Source organism: Blastopirellula sp. SH421, assembly GCF_057808535.1.
In genome coordinates this window covers 3,080,167-3,103,045 of record NZ_CM173712.1, presented here as the reverse complement: position 1 = coordinate 3,103,045, position 22,879 = coordinate 3,080,167, and the positions used below count along the sequence as shown (strand labels likewise).

Here is a 22,879-nt window from a genome sequence, read left to right as displayed (position 1 = left end):
GAAAACTACGCCGTCCCTGGCGGAATCATCTTCGTGATGCGAAAGCCGCGGCGGCCGTTTTTGGTCGCCGCGTTTTTCTTCAAGTGCTCATCCGCCGCGATCAAATCTTTCAGCGAGTGGGCGTCAGCCGACACGCCGTCGACCGAAACTCGTAGCGGATTGGCCGCGGCTTCGGCGATTGCGTCCGTTAAATCGGGTTCATCTGGCATCGAGTTACGCTAGAATTTCGAGATTCATTTTTTGCGGGTCTTACTCCTGCGTGCTTCGGAATCATCGCCTCTCGATGCGCGATTGCCAGCGAGAAAAGAGGCTCACTGGAGAGAATGCCCGACTACGTTCCAGATATGGAAAAAGTGGCTGCTTATTGGATCGTTCAAATTGATTCCAAACTCAACCCACGCCACCCCAGTGACCCATTTTTCCATCTGCGGAAAAGATCGCTGCGCAACGCTTAGGCAGTTTTCGTATGGGAAGCGAAAAACGCGCGCAGTATCGAAATCTGTAATATGTGTTGGAACGAAGGGCGCTTCGCTCACACTTTTCTCAAAGTGTTAGGCACCAAATAGTAACGCCCGCCGTACGGGAACCCGTAAACAGTTTGGCATAGATTTCGCCTTTGCTATTTACGAAAAGATGCTTTCCTCTAACCAGCCTTAATGGCCAATTATTTAACCCATCTACTTTCCTGAACGTAAAAGAGCGCTTCACGTTCAACATCCTTGTTTCTTTTCATCTTCTAGTTACTCTATCCCTGAAAAATAAAGCTTTTCATCGCGTCTGCGATTCAATGCAGCGCGAAAAGGAGATACTTCGCGCACTTCCACATTACATATACGTGGGCGAATTGAGGGATCGATTCCCTTTCTAATTGGCACTAATTCATGGCGTAGATAGGAATCGCCAAGAATACAACGAAGAAAGGAGGCGTCGATGATCAAGCTATTACTCGGCTTAGGCCTAGCGGCACTATATGCCAGCTTAGCGGCTCATCACGTCTATGAGGCGTTTACAAAGCACTAAAGGATTTAGTCAAGGCCCAAGTCGAGTTGCGGGGACGCTCCATCCCGAATGAACACCTGAGATGGCCTCATCTCAGGTGTTTTCGCTATTTACAAATCTAGCATTGGTAGTGCTCGTGTCAAATGAATCCATCCTTGGGCAAATTCGGGTATCGTTTCATAGTCAAAATTCGCATGAACCAATAACTTTCTCGACAGTTACGAAACCGCGACCACAGTTTCGACAAGTTCGCGATCTTATCCTACGTTTCAGGCGTTTTCGCGTGTAGTAAACTGGGCAGTGCCCGCAGCCGCAGCTCGGGCAGCGGACGCCCACCTGGTCGTCGTCTTCCTCCGGTTCAACCGGCTGTACCGGCCGCGGTTTTTTGATGACCGCCGGCAGCTCCAGATCCAGCTTCGATCCCTTTGCCCGCTTGGCGATCTTCCGCTTCGGCCGGGAAGGCGCAGGCGACGCCGCTTTGGCAATACGCTTCTTCGCCATATCAAAAACCTCCGAGACGTTTGCGGTTGCGGAGTTCGGACATTTTCACGCCACCGCGTCGTTTCTGGCGTCCTTGCGGTTTCGGGCCTGGATCCCGTTCTTCGATCGCCGCCCCTTCGATCGAACCGCCGACCAGGGCCATGTTGCAGGCGTCACCCAGGTGGTTGTCGCGATTTGGCTTCGCCTTCCAGAGATCTTTCTTGCGTCCCGATTTCTCGGCTTTCATCCGGACGCGATATTCGGCCGCCAAATGTTCGGCCACCATCTTGTGATGGACCGGCTTCGCCTTGTGGAGCGTCATCGCGCCCGGCTCGCCGATCGGCGTCGACAATCGATCTTGGGCAAACGTCTTCCAATGATTGGTGTCAAAGTGGACATAGCGGACGGAGCGTTTCCCGTCCGCTTTAGGGATGATCCATTCCTCGCCGATCCGTTCCCCTGGTTTTGGCTTGGCCTCGCTGATCAGCTTTTGCTCGGGGCCGAGCCCCATCCCCTTCGCGGGATAGAGTCGCGCCTTATGGGTCGACTCGCGGACAAATCGAAAGACGACGTTCTTGTAATAGCCGTAGTCGATCAGGCAGCGGCAGATCTCCAGCTCGGAGCCGTCGTCTCGCTCAAACTTGCGAAGCATTAAATCGTTGTTGACCAGGGCCTCCAGCGCGTAACGGATCCGGGACTCGGGCTTGCGCCGGGCGAGCGGAACGCCATCGACCTTAATCTGATCGAGCCGGATCGGGATTGACGTGTAGGTGTAGTAGCGGGTCGGCTGTTTAGGCCAGGCGCCGTAGTCGACCACCGAAGGCGTGAAATCGCTGGAGATCGCCAACACGAAAAAGTACAGAGCATGCAACTGGACGTCGACGCCGGCGACGACGTACTCGGTATCGGGCGGGATCTCGTTCTGCAAAAAGCCGTTGATCTTCTCGCAGATCTGGTCGACCGTGAGCATCTGCCCGTCGTCCGCCATCTCATCCGGCGGATCGTTTTGGTACTCAGCCAAAAACGCATATTCGTTTTTGTGCCGCAAATGCATCGCGTGCTGGATCGCCGAGATTTCCCCCTTGGCGACGTCGAAGCGCACCAGCCAGGCGGGCAAGGCGCCGGCGTCCAACTGCTTGCGGTGCTTCTTGTAGAAGGCGTTCGCCCGGTCGCGGCCGCGGTCGAGCCGCAAATCCTCGTCCAGGATCTCGAAGTATTTTTCCCAGAGAGAAAGATCGGTCGGCAGCGCGTACATCAGCTGCGTTCGGATGCCGCGCCATTCCGGATTCTTTTCGCGATCGAGCAGCCGGTGCGCCAAGTCGTTGTGAGCGATGATCGTGCAGAGCATCACCGCCGCAATCGATTTGCCCGGGCCAGCCAGCCCCAGCACGGCGCCGGCGATCGTGCGTTCCCGCTTGTTGGTTTGCTCCAGAGAAAACGCCGATTCGTCGGTCTGCGGGTCGTCGAGAATCGCGAAGTCAGGCCGCAGTGATTCTCCTTCGGCCGTGATATGTTTCATGCCGCGGATCCGCCCCGTCAGCCCGCGAACCTTCATCACGGCGCCGGACGCGGCCGATCCGGGGATCGTGGGAAACACCACCTGGTTGGTCTGCCACTTGATTGCGGTCGACTGGCCGTTGAACAGCTGGCCTTTGCAGCGATGCGTAATTCCCTCGAGGGCCCGGATCGGATGGCAGACCTCCGGGAAATCTTCGTAGAGCGTTTCGTTGTGTTCGCACTGCGTCTTGATCGATTCGAGCAGCTCGCCAGCCGCCTCAGCGTCGGAGCCGATGATCACGACGAAACGGCGGTGACCGTAGAAAATCGCCCAGATCGCGGCGCCTTCGGTCAACGAAGTTTTTCCCGAGCCGCGGGGCATCGCCAGGGCGAACTGCGCCCCGGTTAAAATCGTTTCCTGCATGGCCGCGATCACCTTTAGATGATCGTCCGACCAATCCTGGACAAAGACGTCGGCCAGGTACGTTTCCAGAAAAAGCTTTAGATCGTGGCGGCAAGCTTCCTTGCGCTCTGGATCCAGAACTTCAGGCAGCGGGCCGCAATCGCGTCCCTCAAACGAAACCCGCTGCGAGCGATCGCGAGCCGCCTCTTTTTTCGCTTCGTAAGTCGACGCAGCGGCCGCCTCTTTTTTCTTTTGAAACCGTTCCGTCAGGTGAGCTAGATAGAGCCCGACGTCGATATCAGACGCAGATTCACCTAGCTCCTGCCGATGCCGGCGGAGCGTGCGCTCACTGATCACTTTTCCCAGCGGCGTCGAATTGACGCGCGCCAAGAATTCCCCCGGAGCGATTTTCAAATTGGCTTCCTTGCCATTTTTTGAATTGGCGGATCCTGCTGATCGGCGTGGGACGCTTCCTGCGCCGTCACGCCGCTGTCCCTAGCGACGCAGAAATCTCTCCGCGTCCGAGATCGCCTCAAACGCCACAAAGCCACTGGGGCGCGCTAACCCCGAAAGGCTATGTGACAACAGTCTCAGCTTTTGCTTGCGACTTGCCTCTTCTGCCACCGAATCCGGATTGCCTACGGAGCTGTCCGCGAAGACAGCGTCTGGACGGATTTCGAGCCCAAGTTCCGTTCGAGACCTCAGCCCGCGGAAACTCCCCAGGATGCTCCGGCAAAGGATTGCAACTTCGTCGTCGACACTACGGATCCAGCCATGCTTAAATCGCGGAAACTCAGCCACGGCCAAGTTCGGAAAGTCGCTCCGAATTCGTTGGTTCGTCTGCAGCTGGCGAATGATCGTATCGCGAAAATTGTCGGCGTCGGCAGGGTCAAAGTGCAGCGTCACGAGAAAACTACGATGCCGATAAGCTAGGCACCAGATAGCACCGCCCCAGAGCAGCGACGTTGCTCCTTCGCCGCGTTCCAACAGCTCTCCATGTTGCGTACGATCGAGCGCCGCACCTTCAATCGCCTTCACGGCCGCGGCGCGATTGCCGTCAAACCGTTGATGAAATACGTCTGGAAAGTAGGCCTGCAGAAACATCTGCAGATCAAGCCGGCAAAAATCACGACATCGCGACATCCAAACCTCCTTGTTAAGACCCGCTCGTCTGCAAAATCAACCAGGCCGAAAACTCAAAAAGATCAATCTTGCCGCTGCTCCCCCGCGGCGCCCCTTCGTCGAGCAGCCACTTCACCGTGGCGACATCGGTATTCATCAGCTCGGCGAGTTTTTTTTGAGTGACTTTCAACCGAGCCTCCAGGATGAAAAAAGAGGCGGCCGCGTCTTGCCTACTGGATTTGCTGCTTGGACTGAAACAACAAAAATATTTGTGGCCGCCTCAGGAAAGCCCCCGGAGTCGAACCGGGATCAGCCCTTGCCGATCATGCGACGGTACGATCGCTGATCGACACGCTGGAGCCGTCGAAAAAGCGTCACCACTCGAAGCGGAAACTTCGCGTGGCAACGCGGGTCAGAATTAAAAAACGCGGACTAGTCGGCCGTTCACGAAAATGAACTGCGGACGCTGCGAGTTGAATTGCCTCGCCGCGGAGAATCGGGAAACCGGCCTCGGGGCGAAGCCCACAAAGCCCGCTCGGCGGAACTGCGGATGAACGCCGCCGAACGCGACCGGATTGCCGAACGCGTCAAACGCCACCGACTGGCCGCCAAACTCGCCGCAGTGCTGCGCTTGGACAGCACTGACGCTAAACAAGCTGATCGCGATCAAAGCCGCAACCGCCAGCGCGAACTTCGCCACATTTCGGCGAGCTCGCAAAATTCCTTCGTACATCACATCCTCCTTGATGGATCCAAAAACAAAAAACAGTGAATTTGCACGCTGGCCCCTAGGGGCTACGGCGCAGATATTTCTTGGATTTCGGCCGAAATCTGGACCGACTCGGCTGGAGTGACCGTTTGGCCGCTCGACGCCGGCGGCATCGCCTTCGTCACGCCATGCTTGGCCGCCTCCTCGGGCGAGATCTCGCCGCGCCCCAACATCATCGCGACGTGCGACTTCATTTGGTCGTCAAAAGAGAGCCGCTGCGTGCCGTCGAGAGCTAAGTCCTTGGGCGCCGCGTCGCCGCTATGGCAGCTGGCGCATTTTTGCGTTGTCAGCGCCAGGGACGATTTTTGAAACGTCGTTTGGCTACCGGCCGCCGACTGCGCCGGCGCCTGGCCATACTGCTCGATCCGCTCTTCAGTCCGAACGTGCGGCGATTTCGACGCCGTCACTACGTTGGCAGCGCCAACCATCGCTGTTTCGAGCGCGGCGACCGCCTTGTCCCGATCGGCGATGATCGCCGCCACTCTTTCCTGTGTCGCCATCTCCGTCTTATAGAGATCTTTCATCGATTCGGTCGACTTCCCCGCAAGCTCATACGCGTGGTTCGTCGTGTTGCCGAACTGATTCAGCAGCTCGTTACGGTCGGCCTGGTTGTAGGCGTCCGAAATTTTCGAGTACGAATAACCGTAGAGCGAATTGCCGCCGTAGGCTGGCGTCTGCGTCACGACTCCCTGGCTGGCGAAACCGCCGCCGATCGGCATGCCGTAGCCAACCGCTTGGCCGTAGCCGTCGACGTGAAAATTTCCTCCCAGCCCCAGCGCATCGACCGCCTTCAGAAAATATTGCTGCTCGAGCGCGGAGCGGCGTTCGCTCAAAATGTACTGGTCGCGTTTCCCCGCCAGGTCAATCAGCTTTTCAATCGCCCCCGGCGTTTTGTAGTTGAGGACCGTGGCGTCGGCCGAAGGGGGATAGGCGCCGCTGCGGCTGTAGGGATTCGGCAGCCGCGTGTAACTCCACCGATAGTACTGCCGTCCGCAGCTCCAGAAGTACTCTTTGGTGCGCGTGTAGGCGTTGCCGCCGGCCCACCAATAGCCATCGCGATAGGTGTAGGCGCCATGCGTCTGGCCATACGAATAATCATCGGCGATCGCCGCCGGCGGAGAGCTGACGGCGATCATCACCAGCAGCAACAGCCCAATCGAAAGTAAACGGATCATGTCGGGTTCCCTCCCTGGGCGGCGTCTTCGGCCCTATAGAGCCTCCGCCGCATTTCCAAAACGATTTGCAAAAAGTTAGAGCGAGGAATCGCCCGCCCATCCATGAGCGTGGCGATGTAGATGTCTTCGGGAAGTACTCCCGGCAAAAGCTCGACCGGCAATGGAGGACAACGCTCGCGCAGCAGCTCGGCCGCGGCCGCATTATCAAAATCTCTGCCATCGGCCGGTGGATCCATCCCCAGCTCGGCGCAGGCCTGCAGGGGCGTCACGCCCGCATCTTCGTATTGCACGAAAAATTGTCGCGTCATTTCGCCGATATCTTCCGGCTGCAGCGTGCCGGTGCAGCGGATGCAAAAATCGCTATAGTCGTCGCGAGCTCGTTCAACCATCTTGCGCGGATCCCAGTGATACTGGCCGACCGTTCGCGACGCCTGGTCTTGCTCCTGGCCCAGCAAGATCCCGCGTTCTCCCACCTGGTCGACCGGGCCCGAAGTAAGCGTGCGGTCGACATCCTTGGCGAAGGTCCGGAGCCCGCGCGATTGTTCGATCGCATGGCAAACGACGCAGCTCTTGGCCGGCTGCAGCCGCGGATCCAAGAAGTGCAGATCGCTGGCTATCTTGTCGGGCGCCGAATCTTGCCGTTTGCCGTCTTTGTCGTGCAGATAGTACCAGTGACCGCCGTTGGCCCGATCGCCTACCAATTCTCCGGCGTCCCGTTTTTTGCCTTGGAGATTGCGAGCCGGATCGACCTCGGGCGCCAGTTCGCCTTTCGCAAAGTCTTCGGTCAGCCAGACCAAGCCCTGGTTTTCGCTCGGGCGGCTGCTGCTGGATCGCAGCACGATAATCCGTCGTGGTGCGTAGGTCACGCCTGAGCGAACGGTGACCGCCTTGATGTCGGCCCGCTGCGCCTCGGCACGCGCCCGCTCAGCGCCGACCAGCTTTAGTAATTCATCGAGCGTCGTCGGCAAGCCGAGAAAATCGTAATACAAGCCGCCGTCGACGGTTGTCATCGCGGCCCGGGTAAACTCCGGCAGCGAGACCATCGGCGTATTCGTGAGACAAAAAGCCTGCAGCTGCGAGCCCCAGGGTTCGAACTGTTCACTGGTCGTCGTCGATCTGGAGACAATCCGGAAATTGTAAATCTTGCCATCGCTCGCTTTATAAGGCGCCGTCGCGACTTTGATTTTGAGGGGCTCGATCAGCTTCACCTGCAGGTGAGGATCGAACATTCGATCCCAGACTTCCATCAAGCGAAACACGTCGCTCGATCCGTCTGGATTGATCCGCGGCGCCAAGTCCAGCAGATTCCAGCGCAGCACCTGGCCGCCGGCCAGCACCGTCGGCCGCACGATCATCGGGTTATCAATCGCCGACACGCATTCGTTGGCGACCTGCGTGTGCCATTTGATCGTCGCTTCGTCCGGTACCGGGTTCCAGACGTAGCGCACAAAGATCGCCCGCGGGCCCAATGCTTGCGCATCGGCCGCCGCCGCCGCAAAGGCAACGCGCGGATCCCCCCAAGCCGCCGGCTTTTCTTGGCCTGCGGCTGCAGATAGGACAATTAGTAGCAGGGCGGCTTGCACTAGAAGGGGATATCCGGATCCTGATTGTCGTTAGGCACGAAGCGGAACGAATCGCAGACGTAAGTGCCCTTTACGCCGCCTTGAAAGCCGTCGATAAAGAATTTCCCACCAGGGACCGGCGACGGCTCAGCCGGCTGGCCAGGTTCTGTCGCCTGCGGCAGGTCGGCCAGAATGACCTTTTCTGCGGTAGGAAAACCCCACCCAAAGCGATCGTCGCGGCCGACGGCGCCCAGGTCGACCGTGTAGGGCTCGTAATCTTTCAGCTGCGATAACGTCGTCGTGCGGATCGCGCCGAAATATTTCAGCTCGGTCGAGAGTCGATCGGCCGCCAGTCCGCAGGCGTTCGGGCAGGCCATCGAAGTGCCGCTCATCGACTGATACTGACCATCTGGAATCGCCGCGTAGACGTCGACGCCGTAGTGGACCAGATCGACGTTGATTCCGCGGTTGGAGAAACGCGCCAAGTTCAACTGGCGATCGACGGCGCCGACCGAAACGCAATAGGCGTCGTAGGCGGCCGGATAGCCGCTCCGCGTCGCTCCTTCGTTGCCGCTCGCGCAAAACACCAAGATCCCTTGCGAGTGGGCGATCTGGCAAGCCTCTTCGATCAACGGTGATGGTGATGGAGAGCCGAGCGAAAGGTTGATAATGTCGACTCGCTGGTCGACCAGCCAGAGGATGGCGTTGGCGACCGAGCGATCGGAGCCGCTGCCGTTATCACCCAGCGCCTTGGCAATGTAGAGTTTGGCTCGCGGCGCGATGCCAACACGTCTGCCGGCGATCGTGCTGGCGACATGCGTCCCATGGCCGTCGCTGTCGAACGGACCGGTGCGGCTGCCAGAAAAATCGTGGATATCGGCCAGCGCGTCACGGACCTCGGGGTGATTGCTGTCGATCCCAGTATCGACAACGCCCACCTTGATCCCTTCGCCGGCGCCGGATCGCAACCGGATGTTGGCGTAGTCCGGATCCGCAATATGGTACGGCAGCTCGTCCGACGATTTGCGGATTGAAAACGGATTCCGACAGACCGGCGGCAACGCGAAAAATTTTCCATCTGCGATCATTGCGGGATCTCACTAGAGAGCGGTGGTTCGAGGGACTGGGGTTCGAGCGATTCGATGTACGTTTCGTGCCGATCGCGGCAGTAAGCGTTGAGGCTCACCAGCGACCTGCCGATGGCAATCACCAACGCGAACATGAACGCGATTGTGATCACAAGGCCGAAAGTGAATGCGGCGGATTCGAGAAACATACGCATGGAAACTCTCCCGCCGCCACGGTCATCGATGAGCGCGGCGGCGACCATTTTGGTGGGCTTACTTGATCAGCTGCAGCAGTGGCAACAGCGGGCCGATCGCGTCGAAGAGCTTGCGCAGTCGCGAGCCGTCCCAGGTTCGTGAATTGGTCATGGACGACGTATTGAGGACGGACGTCATCTCCACTTCGAAGATTGCCTCTTCCTCTGCTTCCGACACCCCTTCAACACCCGTGGTGGTCATGATCCGATCCTGAGTCGCGGCGATCCGCGGGACCAGAAGATCGCCGATTTGCTTGTCGACGTTCCAGCGAGCTTGGATGCCGCTGACGGTCTGGCGATGTTCGATCAGTTCGACCAGGTGCGGAACAATGTTGACGTTTTCGGCAACCAGCTGCAGGAATTGGAAATAAGTCATCGGGAAAACCTTTTGCGAAAAAACACAGGGAAACCGCGTAGGAACGCGGGTTAAGAAGGCGGGGTTACAGTAATAGCGCCAGCGACCGGTTTACGCCCCTTGATCGTGTAACGAGCGATGATCCGCTTGGCGGCGTCTTTCGACTTTTGCTCGGTCGCGTCGGCTACTTCCAGATGGAGCGTTCGCGTTGGCTCGCCCTCTTTGAGCGTTTTGTTTTTTCGCTTCGCCTTGGCTTCATGCTTTTTGGCTTCGTCTTCGAGCCGCTGCTCGATCTTGGCGGCCAATTCGCTGCCAACGTTTTGCAGTAGCCAAGCGAGATATTGCTCGGCCGAGAGATTTTGGTTGTCGGCCTTGGTCGTACCGACGGCGACCGAGAACGTCGCCTTGATCGGTTCGTCGACTTCCTGGCCATCGATCGTGCCAACGACGCGCAGCTGCACGTCGTGCTTTTTCGCCTCTTTCAGGTCGTCGCGGACGGCTTTCGACTTGCCGAATTTTTCGAGAGCCGACCAAAGAATCGCGGTGAGCAGTTTCTGGGCAATCGCCATGGGGGAAGATTCCTTTCTTCGTATCGGCGCTTCAGCGACATGGAAAAACCGGAGACGACGCCTGGTACGGATTCAACCAGGCGTCGTTCCGGCCTCACGCAGAGACGCGGCAATCCCTGCCATTGCGTGCGCTTCCTTGCGCTTGCGTCTCTGGTTTGGTTTGGTTTGGACGTTGAGCCGCGGCCGAATCAGCGCATACGTGCGTCAGGGATTCGGTTAGACGGCTGGTGGAGTTACGGACGCCGCGCTGGGGGCGTCAGATTCGGACTGCGAGCGGCGGTCCGGAGAAGGAAAGGGTGCACTGTCTACCGCGAAATCCGAGCTTTCGGGGAGACAGAGGAGACGAATCTTCTTCTTCGTGAGATTCACGAAGCGTCGGCCGCCGATGATGAGCGACTGGCGATGCGCCAGCGTGATCACCGTTTCCGCCATTAGACTCGCCTCTTGCCCTGGGAATAACGCATCCTTGCGGTACACGATACGCATGACTTATCGGTTTCGGCAAGGGATTTCGCCTGCAAAATACAAAAGTTTCCTCATGCAAGGCCGCACAATCGGACGGAAAGAGGGAAGAATGGAACACGGAGGACACAGATGAAGAGCACGGATAACACGGTGAAGTGACACGTTTGGTCACGGCGTCGCGGCTTTGATCTTTTCGAGTAGAGCCTCCAATCGATCGAAATCTTCGCCCGCTGCGCTGGCAGCTCCGATTCGGTACGCGACGGCGCAGACCAGATTCTCCAATTCGTCGTGGCTCAACATCAGGTAGACGCCGCTACGTGTGGCGATAACTTCCTCCGTCTCCCAGTGGCAATCCCAGGAGAGATGTATTTTGAGGTCGGGTTTCGCGTGGACCGCCTGCTCCAATCGTTTGAAATTTTCCCACGACTCTTGCGTCATCTCTGCGCACAGCGCTTGCTGACGCATCCAGATCTTTTCCACGATCTCTTTCAGCGTCATCGTTTTTTCGTCGCTCAAACTCGTCTCCTTACCGTGTTTCCCACCGTGTTCTTCATCCGCGGCATCCGTGTTCGATTCTTCCTACTCCACTGCCTCTTTGCATTTCGGCAGCCAGTTGTAAATCGTCTTCAGCGCCACGCCGAGCTGCTTGGCCGCTTTCGGTTTGTCGCCGCCGCAGCGGAGCAGCGCCTCGTCGACGGCGCGGCGTTGGATTTGCTCCAAGGTCGCCGGCGGAAACGAGGGCTCGGGAAACTCCAGCCCTTGCTTGGCCGCTTCCTTCCAAACGCCTTCGAGCGTTTTTTGAGCGACGGCGATTTCATGCGTCAGCCGCTCCGCCAAGTCGACCAGCTCGTCCAGCCCCCAAATATGCAGTCGATTGACGAGGACTACTTTGCGGTCGAGCGCTGTGCGGATATTCGTCTCTACCGAGTAGGCGAAATGCTTGGGATCGCTCGCGGCAGCGATCTTGCCGCGAGCAATTCCCCTGCGCGTCAAAAAATAAACCGCGGCCCCACGCGCGAGCGGAGGCAAGTTTTTGCGTTGTTTCATTTCTTGGCTCACGCTCCCGCGTGGTTAGGGCGTTCCGCACTGCGGATTTTTGCCAGGGTTTGACGTAGGTCTTGGACGTAGTTCGGAAGTCGCTGAAGGGCGGCTTCGTTGCCATCGCACAGTACGGCGTCCACATGCATTTGCACGCCATGCATCTGACTATGCAGCGCGTGCACCTGGGCCCCAGGCTGCACCCGCTTCGCTTCGCGAATCGCGGAGCGGGCGTCGTCGAGGATCGCCTTGGTTGCCGCCGGCAGTTCAGGCGTCGGAATTGTCGCTGACATTTTTTTCTCCCTTCGGTTTGCCTCGTAAATTCAGAAGTTGGATCGCTTCGCCGATCGCCTGCAGGTGAGCGGCGCTGCCGCGCTCCTTGAGAAAGAGCTTCCAGATGCGATCGCGTAGACCGCTCGGCAGCTTGAACCAGTGATGGGGACAAACTACGTGATCTTCATGCTTGGCGTTCTCGCACCGCTCAATCGGACAAATCATGGACATGGCTAAACTCCCGTGCCTCGCATGACGCTCCGTTCCAGTTCGGTCAGATCCCACTCGGCGACGATCGCGTAAAGCGAGCCGCCGCAGTGCAGCAGCAAGTAGGGATCGACCGGCGGTTCGAGCGGGTTGCGGTCGAACCATTTTTCGACTTCCCACAGGACGTGATATTTTTGGAGCTGGACGCTCAGCCCGCGCTCGCGGAGCGATTGTTTGACGTCGGCCGGGACCATCGGAATCATCGTGTAGCGGTACGATCCATATCGCGAGCCCGCCGGCGCCGGCAGTGGCAAAGTGATCAACAACGATTCGCTCCAGGTGTTGTACTTCCCCGCGTAGAATTCGCAGCTCTGCCAATTCTGGCGAAACTGCACCACCTTCCGATCGGCGCGAGCGATTGCTAAGCAAGGTGCTCCATCGTCAAATCGCCCAGCCGCGGCAATTGCTTGCGTGACATCGAGCAGCTTGAAACCGCGGCCGAGCAGCTCGTACCCCTTCGCCGCCGCTTCGTAGTTGGCGTCCGCCTTGCGGTGCAGCTCGGCGCGATACACGCGCAGTTTTTTGCGGGCCTCGGCCGGATCCATTTCGATTGTCGGAACATTCATCGCGTGGTTCTCCGTTGGTGTTTGGACTTCTTCGGCCGTTGCGGCCGGCGAGCCGTCGTCTGCAAAAACATCCACCGCACAAACTGCGATGCGCTTCGCAAATTCCGCGCGTGCATCATCCGCAGATGCCAGTGCATCACCTTCGGATCGTCGTCACAAAAGTCGCAGAATTTGCATTTCGACATCGCTTAAAACTCCGTGGATTCCGACCAGACGCCGCCCGCTTTGGCGACGATCGAGCCGATCGAGGTGTTCAGGTAGGCGCCCGGTTTTTTGAGCGTCTTTTCGCGGCCGAGCTGGTCGATCCGCCGGAGCACTTTTTCAAACTGCGTCGCGATCGCCCGCCGGTCGTGATCGTCGCGGACCGGATCGGATTCGAGCTCGTGCCACCAGGTCGCCGCCTTATCGGCCACGCTCCGATCCATCACGTGATCGAGTTGCGTCCCGCAAAGATCCTCGGCAGTCCGGATAGACCTGAGAATCTTCGTCGCCAAAGCCGCAATCCGCAGCTCGCGTTGCCGCTCGATCTTCGCCGGGTCTTCCAGCTGCGCCGCAAATTTCGCGATCGACGCGGCCAGCGGCTTGGCGTCGCCAAAATCGCTCCAGTCGTCGCCAGCTTTCGCGATCGGCGGTGATGGCGGAGGAGCAGCGCGCTGCGGTTTTGAATCTTGAAGTTGGTTTGACTTGGTTCTTGAGTTTGAGATTGAACTTAGAGTTAGGTTCTTGTTCTCTTGTTCTTGTTTGTCACAAGGGGGGGCTTTTGCTCGGCTTGGAGCTGCGCTCGCGCCGGGTGGATCTGGCGGGGGCGGCGTGGCGCAAATCGCGTGCCGTTCTTGGTTTGCGCCACCCGCTGGAGGCAGCGCCGAAAGTGGCGCTGAAACCGAATTCGGCGCGAGCGCCACTTTCGGCGCTGAATCCGATTTCGAAATCGGATCCGAATTCGGCGCTGGAGCCGATATCGGCGCTCGCGCCACTTTCGGCGCGGCAGACTGCACAGCCTGCGTCGTCTCGACTTCGGCCGGAGCAACTCTCGACCGCTCGCGCAGCGCCAACGCGTCATGCACGGCGTAGCGAATCTGCTTGACGCCAAACTCGTCTTCGAAAGCCAGCTCGCGCCGGACTAGGCCGATCGATTCGAGCCGCGCGATCGCCCGCCGCAAGCTTTGCGGCGTCAGGTGGTATTTGCCCGCGTCGTTGGTGATCGCGATATCGATCGAACCTGGTTCGGCGTCGAGAGCGTCCCATAGCCGGCGATAAACCGTCAGCGCCGGCAGGTTCATCTGCGGCCACGCTTCCAGCGTGACAAGCAAACGTTTGTAGTTGTCCAAATCTTCCATTTCTTGCCCTGGCGAATCCTTGCTGTCCCTGATGGTTGCTCTAGTTCGCCTTCCTAGGCGGTTGCTTTTTTCTGCGGCTCGGCGACTGGTAGCCGGTCGATGATTTCGGTCCGCATCACAATGGTCTCGTCCGGCGCGTCGATCGAGAGCAGCACGCGGACGGCGCCGATTCGCTCGACCTTCACCACCACATCCGCGCCGATCTGGATCGATTGGTTCTCGCGGCGCAGAACAACCAGCCGTGTACTGGCGGCCTTGATCGTGGTCGGCCGACACGCTTCTGTTGCCGGTCGGGCGGCAATCTCACTCCGCCGCAGCGGTGTCGTCTGCGGTGCGACAACAATCATTCGCACCTGAGTACTACGAATCCGGACGACCGTTACCACGACATCCGCGCCGATCTGAATCGACTGCTCCGATTCGCGCGTCAGAAGTAAAAATCCCATCGCAACTCCTTCGCAGGGGGAAAAATTAAAACAGGGTCCGCTGATCCCGCAGCCTCTTGTCTTTTCTTGGCTTGGCGGCTGTGCGTGTTTGGGTGGCCGAGCTGTTTGCGCCTTTCGGCCGTAGTTCGGCGGGAATAATTTCGGGTGATTTGGTTATTAAATGGGGCGATTCGGGCATAAACTCCGCTCGCTCACGCGGCCGCGGCGCCTCCATCCGTCTCCGTTCGCACGGAATGCAAGGGCCTCCTTTGCTATTGCGGCCGCTGCCACCGCAACAATGGCAAACGCTGGAAGGCGCAAGCGACACAGCCACCGCCGCCGGCTCTTTCGCCAGGTCAACAACGCCGGAAGGCGCAGGCAACTCGGCCATCACGTTGGGCGCAGTCGCCAAGTCAAGATCAGCGATTCGCCAGCAGGCGTAGTTGCAATAGCGGCCGTAAGCCGGCTGGCCGCACACTTGGCAAGGTCGCTCGCGTGGCAAGGTCGCTCGCGTGGCTGCATGGGGTTAGTTCCGTTGCTTGACGTTCTCGATGTGCCGCTTGCGAGACGCTCGTCCCTCGCGCATCAGCTCGCCGGCCATCGTCCGAAAGCCTTGAATGAGATCGCCCGTTTGACGTTCCATGTGATTGACCAGCGACTCGGCCGGAGCGGGCTTGTCGTTATGCCCACGCTCTTGTAGGTAGGCTGCCACATCGTCGCGTGTAAATTCTTGGTGATGGCTTTCAGCCAACGCTTGCAGCATTTCGTCGCACAGCTCGGCCGCGACATCACAGAATCCGACTGAGCAAAACAGACGCAGCATCGCCTGATGGACGTCAACTGTCGCTTGGGCCGCTTCCGCAATCCGCATGTGATCTTGATCCGATTTCGCCCGCGCTAAGTGACGCGAGCGAATCTCGGAGAGTCTCTGCCTGAGCTGCTCGCTCCATTGATCCAAGCCCATATTAAGTCTCCGTGAGGGGAAAAACGCGGCGTGCTGATCGCCGCCGCGATCGTGGTTAAAACTAAGTGGTTGAAGCTTCGGTTTCCGCCGCGCGTTTCTCCTCGTGCATCGCTTTAACAATCTCGCACATGTCGCGCAAGCAACCTTTCATCTCGCCGCTTAATACTTCCGTTAGATCGCCGATGCGGTGAAGGACCGCGACTTCCATGCGACGCTCGGGCGTTGCGTCATCGGCCGCCGTTTCAGCCCGCATCGCATCAATAGCCGCTGCGAACATTTCGCCAATCACATCATCGAGTGGATGATTGGGGTCACCCGCCAGCAGCAAATCACTGATCGATTTCGTCAGCCTCATGACCCCAGTCGACGCCTCGATTAAGCCGCGGTGAGCAGCCTTTGCTTGGCGAAACGGCAAGGCGTCCGCCGCTTCCAGGTGACGTATCAGGACCGGCGAAATATTCGCCGCTAAACGCTTCGGAAAATCTTCCGTCATCAAACTCTCCATGAAAAACGAAACGGCGAACGTGCACGGCCACACCAAAACGGCCGCAATCGCCAAACCAAAAAAAACCGGCGCGAGGTGGGAACAGGCTACGCCGCCTGGCCTCGCGCCGGCGGGAGCGTTGCTCTTGCATGTCGCTGACGCGCCGATTCTCGCTGCGCGGCTTGCGACCTAGTTGGTGCTGCTGGCGGTGATGCGGTCGAAGATGGGTAGTTGATCGACGGCGCCGCGGAGGATTCGAAAATCCTGGTAGATTTGCGTGGTCTTGTAGGACGAATGGCCGGCGGCTAATTGAGCGGCTGCCGGCGAGATCTCGCTGATCGCCGTGATCACGTGCCGCCTGATCGCATGGAAGCCGAATCGGGGTACCGCGGCGATTCGTTGCAGCCGATGCAACTCGTCGTAGATCGTCGACTTCGCGTGCGGCGCCGGGAAAAACGGCAACAGCAATTCGCGGCGGTGCGCCTTGCACGTCAGCAGCGCCCGAATCGCCGACTCGTGCAGCGGCTTCGGTTCGTCGCTCTTGCTCTTGCGGCAGATCGCGGCCGGCGCAAGTAGCATCTGATCGGACCAGTCGACCGCCGCCGACGGCAGCTGCACGCATTGGCCAATTCGCAAGCTGGTCGAACACATCACTAGCAAGAGAGCCCGCCAGAGATCGCCCGGCCGGACGCCGTCGACCTGCGGAAACTTGGCCGCATCGAGAACGGCAATCAGCGCCGCGACATCTTTTTCCTTGGCCTCGCTTTGATACGATCTTTTCAGCGGCGGCAGCCGCGTAAACGGCACGTCTTTCAACAGGCCAATCGCCGTCCGAGCGGAGCCACGATTCGACCGCGGCCCGGCTTGATTGAGGATCCAGCCGATATGCGACAAGTGCTTGTAGACCGTATTGCTGGCGATCGGCTTGCCCCGAAATTCCAACTTCTGCAGCTGCCCTTTGAACCAGGCGAGATCTTCGGACCGGATCTTTTTCAGCGGCCAATTCGGCGTCAGTTGCTCCCACAGAGCCATCGCCCGCAGATAACCTTCGACATTCCGCGACGACGGATCGGCGATGCAGACGGGGAAAAAGTGCAAGTCCCACAGCTCGCGCAGTCGGGAAGAAGGAGAAAGCTTGCTCGGCCGATCCATGGCGCCTTACCCCAAAGATGTTCATGCAAAAAGCCTCCATTGCTTGAGGGATGGGATCGATTAGGGATGTGCCGCCATATAGACCGTGAGTGAGATGCAGTTGAAGAGGCATGCAATTCCCAGCAACATTGCGACCACAAACATCCAGCGAATGGCTCCCCAGATCGCTCGCAGTTCCGGCGATAAGGGCCGCTTTGGATTGGGTTCGGGAGCAATTTTCAGTGACATGATTTCCTCCATGAGTCAGCAAAAAAGACGCGGTGCGGGATTCGAACCCGCGACTCGCCGGTCAAGCCGGCTAGCGCCATGCCGCATCCGCCGGTGTGCGATCCGGCCAACGCCCGCGCTTATTCGCGCGGGAGAATCGGGTTTAGAGTCCCGACGGACTACACTTCAAAAAACGAGATCTCCTCGCTCGCCTACAGGCCGTAGGCGGCGGGGGTGAGACTCATGCGCAGGCAGAGCTGGCGGACGATTCCTTTTTCGGTGTCGTCGAAATCGCCGTCGGCGGCGCCGATGTAGCAGGCGGCCCGAATGATCGACTCCGCCGCTTCGCCGGTCGCCTTGCCAATCTCGTCCAGCAGCTCCTGCTGCCCCAAGGTGGCGTCGAAGTTCATTTTTTCTTCCGCCTTGCCGATCGCCGCCAAGATGTCGTCGATCGTGTATTGCGGCAGCTGCCGCTGGATCAACTTGGCCGTCGCTGTCTTTTCGCTGGCGTCAAAAGTCCCATCGGCCCGGCCGATCAAGAAGCAGGCCCACACCAGGCGATTGAACGTGGTCCGATCCTTAATGCGGGAGAAAACTTCCGCCCCTTTGTCTTGGACCGATTTCAAAAAATCCGTGAACTGAGCAAACATGCAAACCTCCTTGAAGTTGAAAAAATCCAAGCAGCGACCGCCAACGCGGTTCAAGGCGTTCGAACGATCAGTGCAAGAAAAAACCCTCGCGTCGTCCTGGGCAAAACGACGCGAGGGCAAACGAAGAGTCGCAGCTCATGCCATCACGAGCAGACGGATCCTCGGTGTCCTGACGAATGGTCTTTAGGCCCAGCGGTGAGAAGAAAAACCAACCAAGCGCAGCCGATCACGGCATGCGGTTTAGGGTTTCGCTCTCAAAAAAAATTTGGAGAGCATCGGGCCTGAGAATCAGGCGAGATGCCGGCGTTTTTTGGTTTGCCGGCTTTTTTTATTTTTGCCGGCGGATTAAATGACGCCGGTTAGTATACACACCTAGCAATACTTAGCAACCGCTAGTTACGATTTCTCTGGTGACCTGCTGCGCCAGACGGCCGATCGATTCTCGCAAACTCTTTCACAGATGAGACTTCGATGTGCCAATCGCCGTCTTGCTTTACGGCGGTCAGGCGACCATCACGACACCATTTGCAGATTAGGCTTTTGGTTACGCCGAGAATTTCCGCAGCACGCCGCGGCCGAACGGTATTTTCCAATTGCATGATCATAACTCCAAGTATACTCGACACAGGACACTTGAAAATGCATAAAAGGCTGCATCGCTAGGTTGTCATTCAATCCGCCGGAGCGTTTGACCTAGCGACGCAGCCATTAGCAGTTCCGAAGAACTGCAACTTGGTTCGAGATCGGCGTGACGCGAAATCTCGAACTATCTTTCTAGGAGACCCGGTTTTCTCGGTGAAAACCGGGTCTCATCAGGAGTGGGCGATATTGGACTCGAACCAACGACCTCCGCCGTGTGAATAAGCGTGTCGGGGTTAGCGATTAAGTAGGCAAGCCGTTGCTGTGTATTGACTTAGGCAAAAACTCTAAGCTTCCCAGGATTACGTTTTATTGTGCGTAAGTTCTTTAATTATTGGTACCGTGCACATCCTCTACATCTACGTGTGCACCGGGTTTGATCTTGCGTATCGATTCAGGAAGCTGCTGAATTTGCGCGTTCTTGCAGGCGGCAGCAAAGTTGGCCGCAAACTTCATTGCGTCAGCCTTCTGCGATGAATTCTTGATCATCAGTGATTCGCACGATAACGCGTCCATGCCTCCAGCAATTGACTCGATCGTCGATGCTGCGCCGAACAGGGCGTTAGCGACGTCATGAAGCTCTTTTGCGGATGTTGGTTTCGGTTCTCGCGTGGCCATAGCGTTTCGCAACGTCTCCTAGGGTTACCTGACAAAAGAATTTTGCTCTCGCAAACCCTGTCTGGCAATACACATAGGCATGATAGCGTGCGAGATTTTACGTTCCGTGACTTTTTCTGACTTTACGTAACGTCTCGGGACGTTAAACTAAATCACAGAACGTCAGGGAAAGCACGGAGCAAAGACATGGCTATCGCACAAGAAGAACGAATTTCGATGGATGAGGCGGCGGAGGAATTGGGCGTCAACAAAGCAACTGTTGTTCGCTACTGCAAATCAGGTCTCAACGGAATTCGCCTGGAGTGGATCCCGCGACCACGCAATCAAGAGACGAGCCGGGAGGCTGTAGAGAGGTTTCTCACTGAAATCCAAATCCAAGCGAACGCCACCGCAACACCAAAATCTAAACCGCCCATAGAAGACCGTAAGCGCGCGCTTCGCAATGAAGTTGTTGGCTACAAACAAAAGTCCGCGAAGAAGTCTCCACCAAAGAAGACGACTTCGCGCCGCTCGAAATAAACCAAAACACAGCCGCGCAAATGAAGGTGTTTTATGTCGGCTTCTCTGTTTCAAACAGCACTTAGGCCATCCATGAGAGCAAGCAACAACAAGTGGCTTGCTGAGGTCGACGTGAAGCTTGTTGAACAGGCAAAGCGCTTTGGACTACCAGACACAAATTTCACTGATGGTCCTATTCGCTGTCACACGAGAGCACCACAGGTGGAAACAAGTCGTCGCCCACATTTATGCAGAAAGGATGGGAGGAAGTTTTGGTTCGCGTGCTTTGATAGCAAGAGATATGTCTTTGGCTACGACGCAGGACTAAATCTTTCCCCGGTGTGCCGGAGAATTAATCAAATCGACGTCTGCTCACTTCGCTGGTCGAACACCCTTGCTGCAAGACGCTTGGGACAGAAAGGCGTAATTCAGGATCCAAACAACACAGAGATTCTTTTACAGAAGAAATCGTTGGAGATTGTTCGCGTTAAGTCGTGGCAACAGTTCGTTTGCTTTAACGATCAATTGCCTTGTGAAGTTTGCGGAAAACTGGCTACGCCAAAAACGTTTCGAGATTGGATGAAGCCGCAATGGAATGTTGGCTTTTTTAATGGCGCACAGGAGGTGCCAGTTCAATGCTGCACGGCGGAATGCATGGAAGCTGTGCAGATTAAATCTAGGGAGAACTTTGAATGGTTCAAGCAACAGCGAATGGAAAAGCAAGTAGTGTACGAAGCCAAAATCGCAATGGCCGCGATCAAGCAGCACTGCAACACGAAGGTCCGCGAAGCCTCAAGTTCGCGCAAGAAGGCGTCACGACGGGATCGCAGTTCGCAGGCTTCATGAGCGCCCTCATGTCTGACCTGATCGAAGGCAAGGTTACACCACAAGTCGGCAACGCAGCTGTGAACGCCGGCGGCAAACTGCTTAAGGTCGTCGAGATGCGATTGAAGTACGGCACGACCAGCGAGCAACAGCAACGCAACATTCAACTGACCGACGAGAGCTAAGTCGCGATCAGGTAGCCATGTCGCAATTGGGCCTCATGGCAGGCAGTTGGACAGAATCGACTATTTCGGAACACCACCCCAATAACCAAAACACGGACTGTGACCCGCAAACGGAATACGGGTTCCACGGATGACGCCGCCCGCGGCATGAGTCGTAAGCGACATGGACCACGAACGGAGGCCCGACATGGCAGGAATGTCGGCAGATCGATGCACGAAAAGTCGGGCCTCCGTTGGGCTCGGCAACAAGTAAGACGCTTTTGTTGGAGCAAAGAAGATGCTGTGCCTAGGACGCCGAATCGGCGAATCAATCAAGATCGGTGAAAACATCACCATCACTATCAATCGTTTACGTGGTGGATCTGTCCAAATCGGAATTGATGCGCCGCAAGATGTGCCGATCAAACGTGGCGAATTGCCAGACGAGCCGAAGCCGCCACGGGTTATCAACTACGCGGCCTAATCGCTTTCCTGCTTCAAACCCTTACCAGAGATAGCCATGAGCGCAAAAACAGTCCACGGCGTTGACGTCCACGAAGATTCCAAACGCTGCAAGCAATGCGGCATGCGGGTACGTGGTCCGAATCATGCGGACGGCAGTCATCACCAAAGCCGTGTCTTGAAGCCACGGAATTACGTGAAGCCGAAAGCGGCCTAGCACATCACTGACAATCCGAATCGCATGGGACGCGAATTTATATGGCCTCCCATGCAACTTGTGCGGGAGGTTTTTTTGTAACTGGAGGGAATCAGGATGAGCAAGTTCACCCGAGTCTATTCGGCTGCACCATTGTCGCCGGTCCAAGCAGTAGAAGCAGCGGCGTGCATTCTGGATCTCGTTTCCGGCGGGACCATGCACCTAATCTACTACCAGGGATTTAAGCCGCAGTCGGTTCCAAGTCATATTTTACTAATCTGCATTCAGGAAACTCTTGCCGGAAGAAACGGCAAACGGGCAATGACTCAGTTTGTCACTATGCGACGCGCTTTCGCGTGCGGTGACGTCGCAGAGATCATGCAAGTAGACGGAGATGATTGCTTCTGGTCACTGCGAGACGTTTTCACAGAAGAAGAGTGCGATGCCATTAAAGCCGCCGCTTCGTCGGCAGCAATACGGAAGCACTACGAAGAGCGACGCAAAGAAGCTAACGCCGCCATCACAAATAAACTTTTTCGCGACCATGTTTTTGAGCGGCATGGCGAAGCGTGCCTGAAGTGCGGCTCAACCGAAGAACTATGTCTTGACCACATTGTTCCAGTGGCACTTGGCGGAGACGACGAAATCGAAAACATCCAAGTGCTTTGCCGGGCATGTAATTCATCAAAAGGCGACAAGCTGGATAGGCCGTTATCAGTGAAGTTCCGTCGCATTTCTAGCGGGGGAAATTAGCATGACCACCACCTTATCAATGACCCGCGATCAAGCCCAGTCATGCGTCGACAGCATCAAGGCCGGCATCAGCGACGTCGGCTATCACTTGGCCCAGCTGCACGATAGCAACGGCTGGGAAGTGCTCGGCTACAAATCATGGCGAGAGTGCGTCAAGGCTGAATTCGGATTCGGCCAATCACAAGCCTATCGATTGCTCGCAGAAGCCAAGGTGATTACGAACCTGAAAAATTCCCCCATGGGCGAAAACCTGACGATCGAGCCAAACGAACGACAAGCCCGCGAGCTAGCCAAACTCCCACCCGACCAACAAGCCGAAGCCTGGGAAACAGCCCAAGAGGAAGCCGATGCCAACGACGAACCGCTCACCGCAAAAACCGTTGCCGCTGTTGTATCGCGTCGCCTACCGGATCGACCTACTACTAATGTCAACGACATTTCGCCTGATCGAGAAGAAGCGGCCACAGAAGAGATTCCTGAGGCTGATACGAGTGAAGCCGCCAACGTCCTGACCTTCTGGCGCCCAATCCGCGAACAGATCAAAGCGTTTTACGACGGTGCGAACGCTAACGATCGCGCCACGCTGGGTGCTTCGTTGGTTGATGTTGGCGACATGATTTTGAAGAACCAATTTTAAGGGACAC

General features: G+C 57.3%; 35 protein-coding genes and 1 tRNA gene. 10 read left to right on the top strand and 26 right to left on the bottom strand.

Features of this window, described 5'->3' with window-relative positions; translation table 11 throughout:
* Positions 1-5: 5 nt before the first annotated feature.
* From SH421x_RS13020 to SH421x_RS13005, 4 genes are all read right to left on the bottom strand, one after another.
* Positions 6-209, bottom strand: a complete 204-nt coding sequence (locus SH421x_RS13020) for a hypothetical protein (RefSeq protein WP_488856135.1) — start codon at positions 207-209, stop codon at positions 6-8.
* Positions 210-1,501: 1,292 nt separating this feature from the next.
* Positions 1,502-3,793: a terminase gpA endonuclease subunit gene (locus tag SH421x_RS13015; protein WP_488856134.1), complete on the bottom strand. Its 2,292-nt coding sequence runs from the start codon at positions 3,791-3,793 to the stop codon at positions 1,502-1,504.
* 81 nt (positions 3,794-3,874) lie between these two features.
* On the bottom strand, positions 3,875-4,522 hold the full coding sequence (locus tag SH421x_RS13010; RefSeq protein WP_488856133.1) for a hypothetical protein: 648 nt from the start codon (positions 4,520-4,522) through the stop codon (positions 3,875-3,877).
* 13 nt (positions 4,523-4,535) lie between these two features.
* Entirely contained in the window at positions 4,536-4,691 is a 156-nt protein-coding gene (locus SH421x_RS13005; protein WP_488856132.1) for a hypothetical protein, read from the bottom strand.
* Positions 4,692-5,051: 360 nt separating this feature from the next.
* Here SH421x_RS13005 and SH421x_RS13000 point away from each other — a divergent pair, with 360 nt between their 5' ends.
* Positions 5,052-5,273: a hypothetical protein gene (locus SH421x_RS13000; RefSeq protein WP_488856130.1), complete on the top strand. Its 222-nt coding sequence runs from the start codon at positions 5,052-5,054 to the stop codon at positions 5,271-5,273.
* Between the two features lie 23 nt (positions 5,274-5,296).
* Here SH421x_RS13000 and SH421x_RS12995 read toward each other — a convergent pair whose 3' ends face one another.
* From SH421x_RS12995 to SH421x_RS12930, 14 genes are all read right to left on the bottom strand, one after another.
* Positions 5,297-6,445, bottom strand: a complete 1,149-nt coding sequence (locus SH421x_RS12995; protein WP_488856129.1) for a hypothetical protein — start codon at positions 6,443-6,445, stop codon at positions 5,297-5,299.
* Complete coding sequence (locus SH421x_RS12990; protein ID WP_488856128.1) at positions 6,442-8,028, bottom strand: hypothetical protein; 1,587 nt, start codon at positions 8,026-8,028, stop codon at positions 6,442-6,444. Before SH421x_RS12990 ends, SH421x_RS12995 begins: the two co-directional genes overlap by 4 nt.
* On the bottom strand, positions 8,028-9,095 hold the full coding sequence (locus SH421x_RS12985; RefSeq protein ID WP_488856127.1) for a S8 family peptidase: 1,068 nt from the start codon (positions 9,093-9,095) through the stop codon (positions 8,028-8,030). The genes SH421x_RS12990 and SH421x_RS12985 overlap by 1 nt, the downstream gene beginning before the upstream one ends.
* The gene (locus SH421x_RS12980; protein WP_488856126.1) at positions 9,092-9,289 is read right to left on the bottom strand and encodes a hypothetical protein; all 198 of its coding nucleotides are present in this window, start codon (positions 9,287-9,289) and stop codon (positions 9,092-9,094) included. Before SH421x_RS12980 ends, SH421x_RS12985 begins: the two co-directional genes overlap by 4 nt.
* Positions 9,290-9,347: 58 nt before the next feature.
* Positions 9,348-9,704, bottom strand: a complete 357-nt coding sequence (locus SH421x_RS12975) for a hypothetical protein (protein ID WP_488856125.1) — start codon at positions 9,702-9,704, stop codon at positions 9,348-9,350.
* A gap of 50 nt (positions 9,705-9,754) precedes the next feature.
* Positions 9,755-10,252: a hypothetical protein gene (locus SH421x_RS12970; protein ID WP_488856124.1), complete on the bottom strand. Its 498-nt coding sequence runs from the start codon at positions 10,250-10,252 to the stop codon at positions 9,755-9,757.
* A gap of 216 nt (positions 10,253-10,468) precedes the next feature.
* Positions 10,469-10,738 carry a hypothetical protein gene (locus tag SH421x_RS12965; protein ID WP_488856123.1) on the bottom strand — a complete coding sequence of 90 codons (270 nt, stop codon included), beginning with the start codon at positions 10,736-10,738 and terminating at the stop codon, positions 10,469-10,471.
* A 147-nt stretch (positions 10,739-10,885) separates the two neighbouring features.
* The gene (locus SH421x_RS12960) at positions 10,886-11,233 is read right to left on the bottom strand and encodes a hypothetical protein (RefSeq protein WP_488856122.1); all 348 of its coding nucleotides are present in this window, start codon (positions 11,231-11,233) and stop codon (positions 10,886-10,888) included.
* 63 nt (positions 11,234-11,296) lie between these two features.
* Positions 11,297-11,764 carry a helix-turn-helix domain-containing protein gene (locus tag SH421x_RS12955; protein WP_488856120.1) on the bottom strand — a complete coding sequence of 156 codons (468 nt, stop codon included), beginning with the start codon at positions 11,762-11,764 and terminating at the stop codon, positions 11,297-11,299.
* 8 nt (positions 11,765-11,772) lie between these two features.
* Positions 11,773-12,048 carry a hypothetical protein gene (locus tag SH421x_RS12950; RefSeq protein ID WP_488856119.1) on the bottom strand — a complete coding sequence of 92 codons (276 nt, stop codon included), beginning with the start codon at positions 12,046-12,048 and terminating at the stop codon, positions 11,773-11,775.
* The gene (locus SH421x_RS12945; protein ID WP_488856118.1) at positions 12,023-12,259 is read right to left on the bottom strand and encodes a hypothetical protein; all 237 of its coding nucleotides are present in this window, start codon (positions 12,257-12,259) and stop codon (positions 12,023-12,025) included. Before SH421x_RS12945 ends, SH421x_RS12950 begins: the two co-directional genes overlap by 26 nt.
* A gap of 2 nt (positions 12,260-12,261) precedes the next feature.
* Positions 12,262-12,861, bottom strand: coding sequence for a hypothetical protein (locus tag SH421x_RS12940; protein ID WP_488856117.1), 600 nt, complete (start codon positions 12,859-12,861; stop codon positions 12,262-12,264).
* Positions 12,862-13,049: 188 nt separating this feature from the next.
* Positions 13,050-14,198, bottom strand: a complete 1,149-nt coding sequence (locus tag SH421x_RS12935) for a hypothetical protein (RefSeq protein ID WP_488856116.1) — start codon at positions 14,196-14,198, stop codon at positions 13,050-13,052.
* Positions 14,199-14,251: 53 nt separating this feature from the next.
* Positions 14,252-14,644 carry a carbon storage regulator gene (locus tag SH421x_RS12930; protein ID WP_488856115.1) on the bottom strand — a complete coding sequence of 131 codons (393 nt, stop codon included), beginning with the start codon at positions 14,642-14,644 and terminating at the stop codon, positions 14,252-14,254.
* Positions 14,645-14,877: 233 nt separating this feature from the next.
* Here SH421x_RS12930 and SH421x_RS12925 point away from each other — a divergent pair, with 233 nt between their 5' ends.
* A complete protein-coding gene (locus SH421x_RS12925; RefSeq protein WP_488856114.1) occupies positions 14,878-15,066 on the top strand; it encodes a hypothetical protein in 189 nt (62 codons plus the stop codon).
* A gap of 83 nt (positions 15,067-15,149) precedes the next feature.
* Here the strand turns inward: SH421x_RS12925 and SH421x_RS12920 are convergent, their stop codons facing one another.
* Both SH421x_RS12920 and SH421x_RS12915 read right to left on the bottom strand, forming a co-directional pair.
* On the bottom strand, positions 15,150-15,587 hold the full coding sequence (locus SH421x_RS12920) for a hypothetical protein (protein ID WP_488856112.1): 438 nt from the start codon (positions 15,585-15,587) through the stop codon (positions 15,150-15,152).
* A gap of 61 nt (positions 15,588-15,648) precedes the next feature.
* Entirely contained in the window at positions 15,649-16,080 is a 432-nt protein-coding gene (locus SH421x_RS12915) for a hypothetical protein (protein ID WP_488856110.1), read from the bottom strand.
* Positions 16,081-16,090: 10 nt separating this feature from the next.
* On the opposite strand from SH421x_RS12915, the gene SH421x_RS12910 reads away from it, so the two are divergent.
* A complete protein-coding gene (locus tag SH421x_RS12910) occupies positions 16,091-16,264 on the top strand; it encodes a hypothetical protein (RefSeq protein ID WP_488856108.1) in 174 nt (57 codons plus the stop codon).
* Here SH421x_RS12910 and SH421x_RS12905 read toward each other — a convergent pair.
* From SH421x_RS12905 to SH421x_RS12880, 6 genes are all read right to left on the bottom strand, one after another.
* Positions 16,261-17,223: a tyrosine-type recombinase/integrase gene (locus tag SH421x_RS12905; protein WP_488856107.1), complete on the bottom strand. Its 963-nt coding sequence runs from the start codon at positions 17,221-17,223 to the stop codon at positions 16,261-16,263. The two genes, SH421x_RS12910 and SH421x_RS12905, sit on opposite strands and share 4 nt — an antisense overlap.
* A 60-nt stretch (positions 17,224-17,283) precedes the next feature.
* Positions 17,284-17,451, bottom strand: a complete 168-nt coding sequence (locus SH421x_RS12900; RefSeq protein WP_488856105.1) for a hypothetical protein — start codon at positions 17,449-17,451, stop codon at positions 17,284-17,286.
* Between the two features lie 25 nt (positions 17,452-17,476).
* Positions 17,477-17,539, bottom strand: a tRNA-Ser gene (locus SH421x_RS12895).
* Between the two features lie 103 nt (positions 17,540-17,642).
* Positions 17,643-18,080, bottom strand: a complete 438-nt coding sequence (locus tag SH421x_RS12890) for a tellurite resistance TerB family protein (RefSeq protein WP_488856103.1) — start codon at positions 18,078-18,080, stop codon at positions 17,643-17,645.
* A 392-nt stretch (positions 18,081-18,472) separates the two neighbouring features.
* Positions 18,473-18,679 (bottom strand): helix-turn-helix domain-containing protein, encoded by a 207-nt coding sequence (locus SH421x_RS12885; protein WP_488856102.1) that lies wholly within the window; start codon positions 18,677-18,679, stop codon positions 18,473-18,475.
* Between the two features lie 367 nt (positions 18,680-19,046).
* Positions 19,047-19,337: a hypothetical protein gene (locus tag SH421x_RS12880; RefSeq protein ID WP_488856101.1), complete on the bottom strand. Its 291-nt coding sequence runs from the start codon at positions 19,335-19,337 to the stop codon at positions 19,047-19,049.
* Between the two features lie 186 nt (positions 19,338-19,523).
* On the opposite strand from SH421x_RS12880, the gene SH421x_RS12875 reads away from it, so the two are divergent.
* The 7 genes from SH421x_RS12875 (at position 19,524) to SH421x_RS12845 (ending at position 22,872) form a co-directional block, all read left to right on the top strand.
* Entirely contained in the window at positions 19,524-19,856 is a 333-nt protein-coding gene (locus tag SH421x_RS12875) for a hypothetical protein (protein WP_488856100.1), read from the top strand.
* A 33-nt stretch (positions 19,857-19,889) separates the two neighbouring features.
* Positions 19,890-20,681 carry a hypothetical protein gene (locus SH421x_RS12870; protein ID WP_488856098.1) on the top strand — a complete coding sequence of 264 codons (792 nt, stop codon included), beginning with the start codon at positions 19,890-19,892 and terminating at the stop codon, positions 20,679-20,681.
* An 8-nt stretch (positions 20,682-20,689) separates the two neighbouring features.
* Entirely contained in the window at positions 20,690-20,845 is a 156-nt protein-coding gene (locus SH421x_RS12865; protein ID WP_488856096.1) for a hypothetical protein, read from the top strand.
* Between the two features lie 277 nt (positions 20,846-21,122).
* Positions 21,123-21,308 carry a carbon storage regulator gene (locus SH421x_RS12860; RefSeq protein WP_488856095.1) on the top strand — a complete coding sequence of 62 codons (186 nt, stop codon included), beginning with the start codon at positions 21,123-21,125 and terminating at the stop codon, positions 21,306-21,308.
* A gap of 36 nt (positions 21,309-21,344) precedes the next feature.
* Entirely contained in the window at positions 21,345-21,503 is a 159-nt protein-coding gene (locus SH421x_RS12855) for a hypothetical protein (protein WP_488856094.1), read from the top strand.
* Between the two features lie 96 nt (positions 21,504-21,599).
* Positions 21,600-22,235 (top strand): HNH endonuclease, encoded by a 636-nt coding sequence (locus SH421x_RS12850; protein ID WP_488856092.1) that lies wholly within the window; start codon positions 21,600-21,602, stop codon positions 22,233-22,235.
* A 1-nt stretch (position 22,236) separates the two neighbouring features.
* Positions 22,237-22,872: a hypothetical protein gene (locus tag SH421x_RS12845; protein WP_488856090.1), complete on the top strand. Its 636-nt coding sequence runs from the start codon at positions 22,237-22,239 to the stop codon at positions 22,870-22,872.
* The last annotated feature ends 7 nt before the right edge of the window (positions 22,873-22,879 follow it).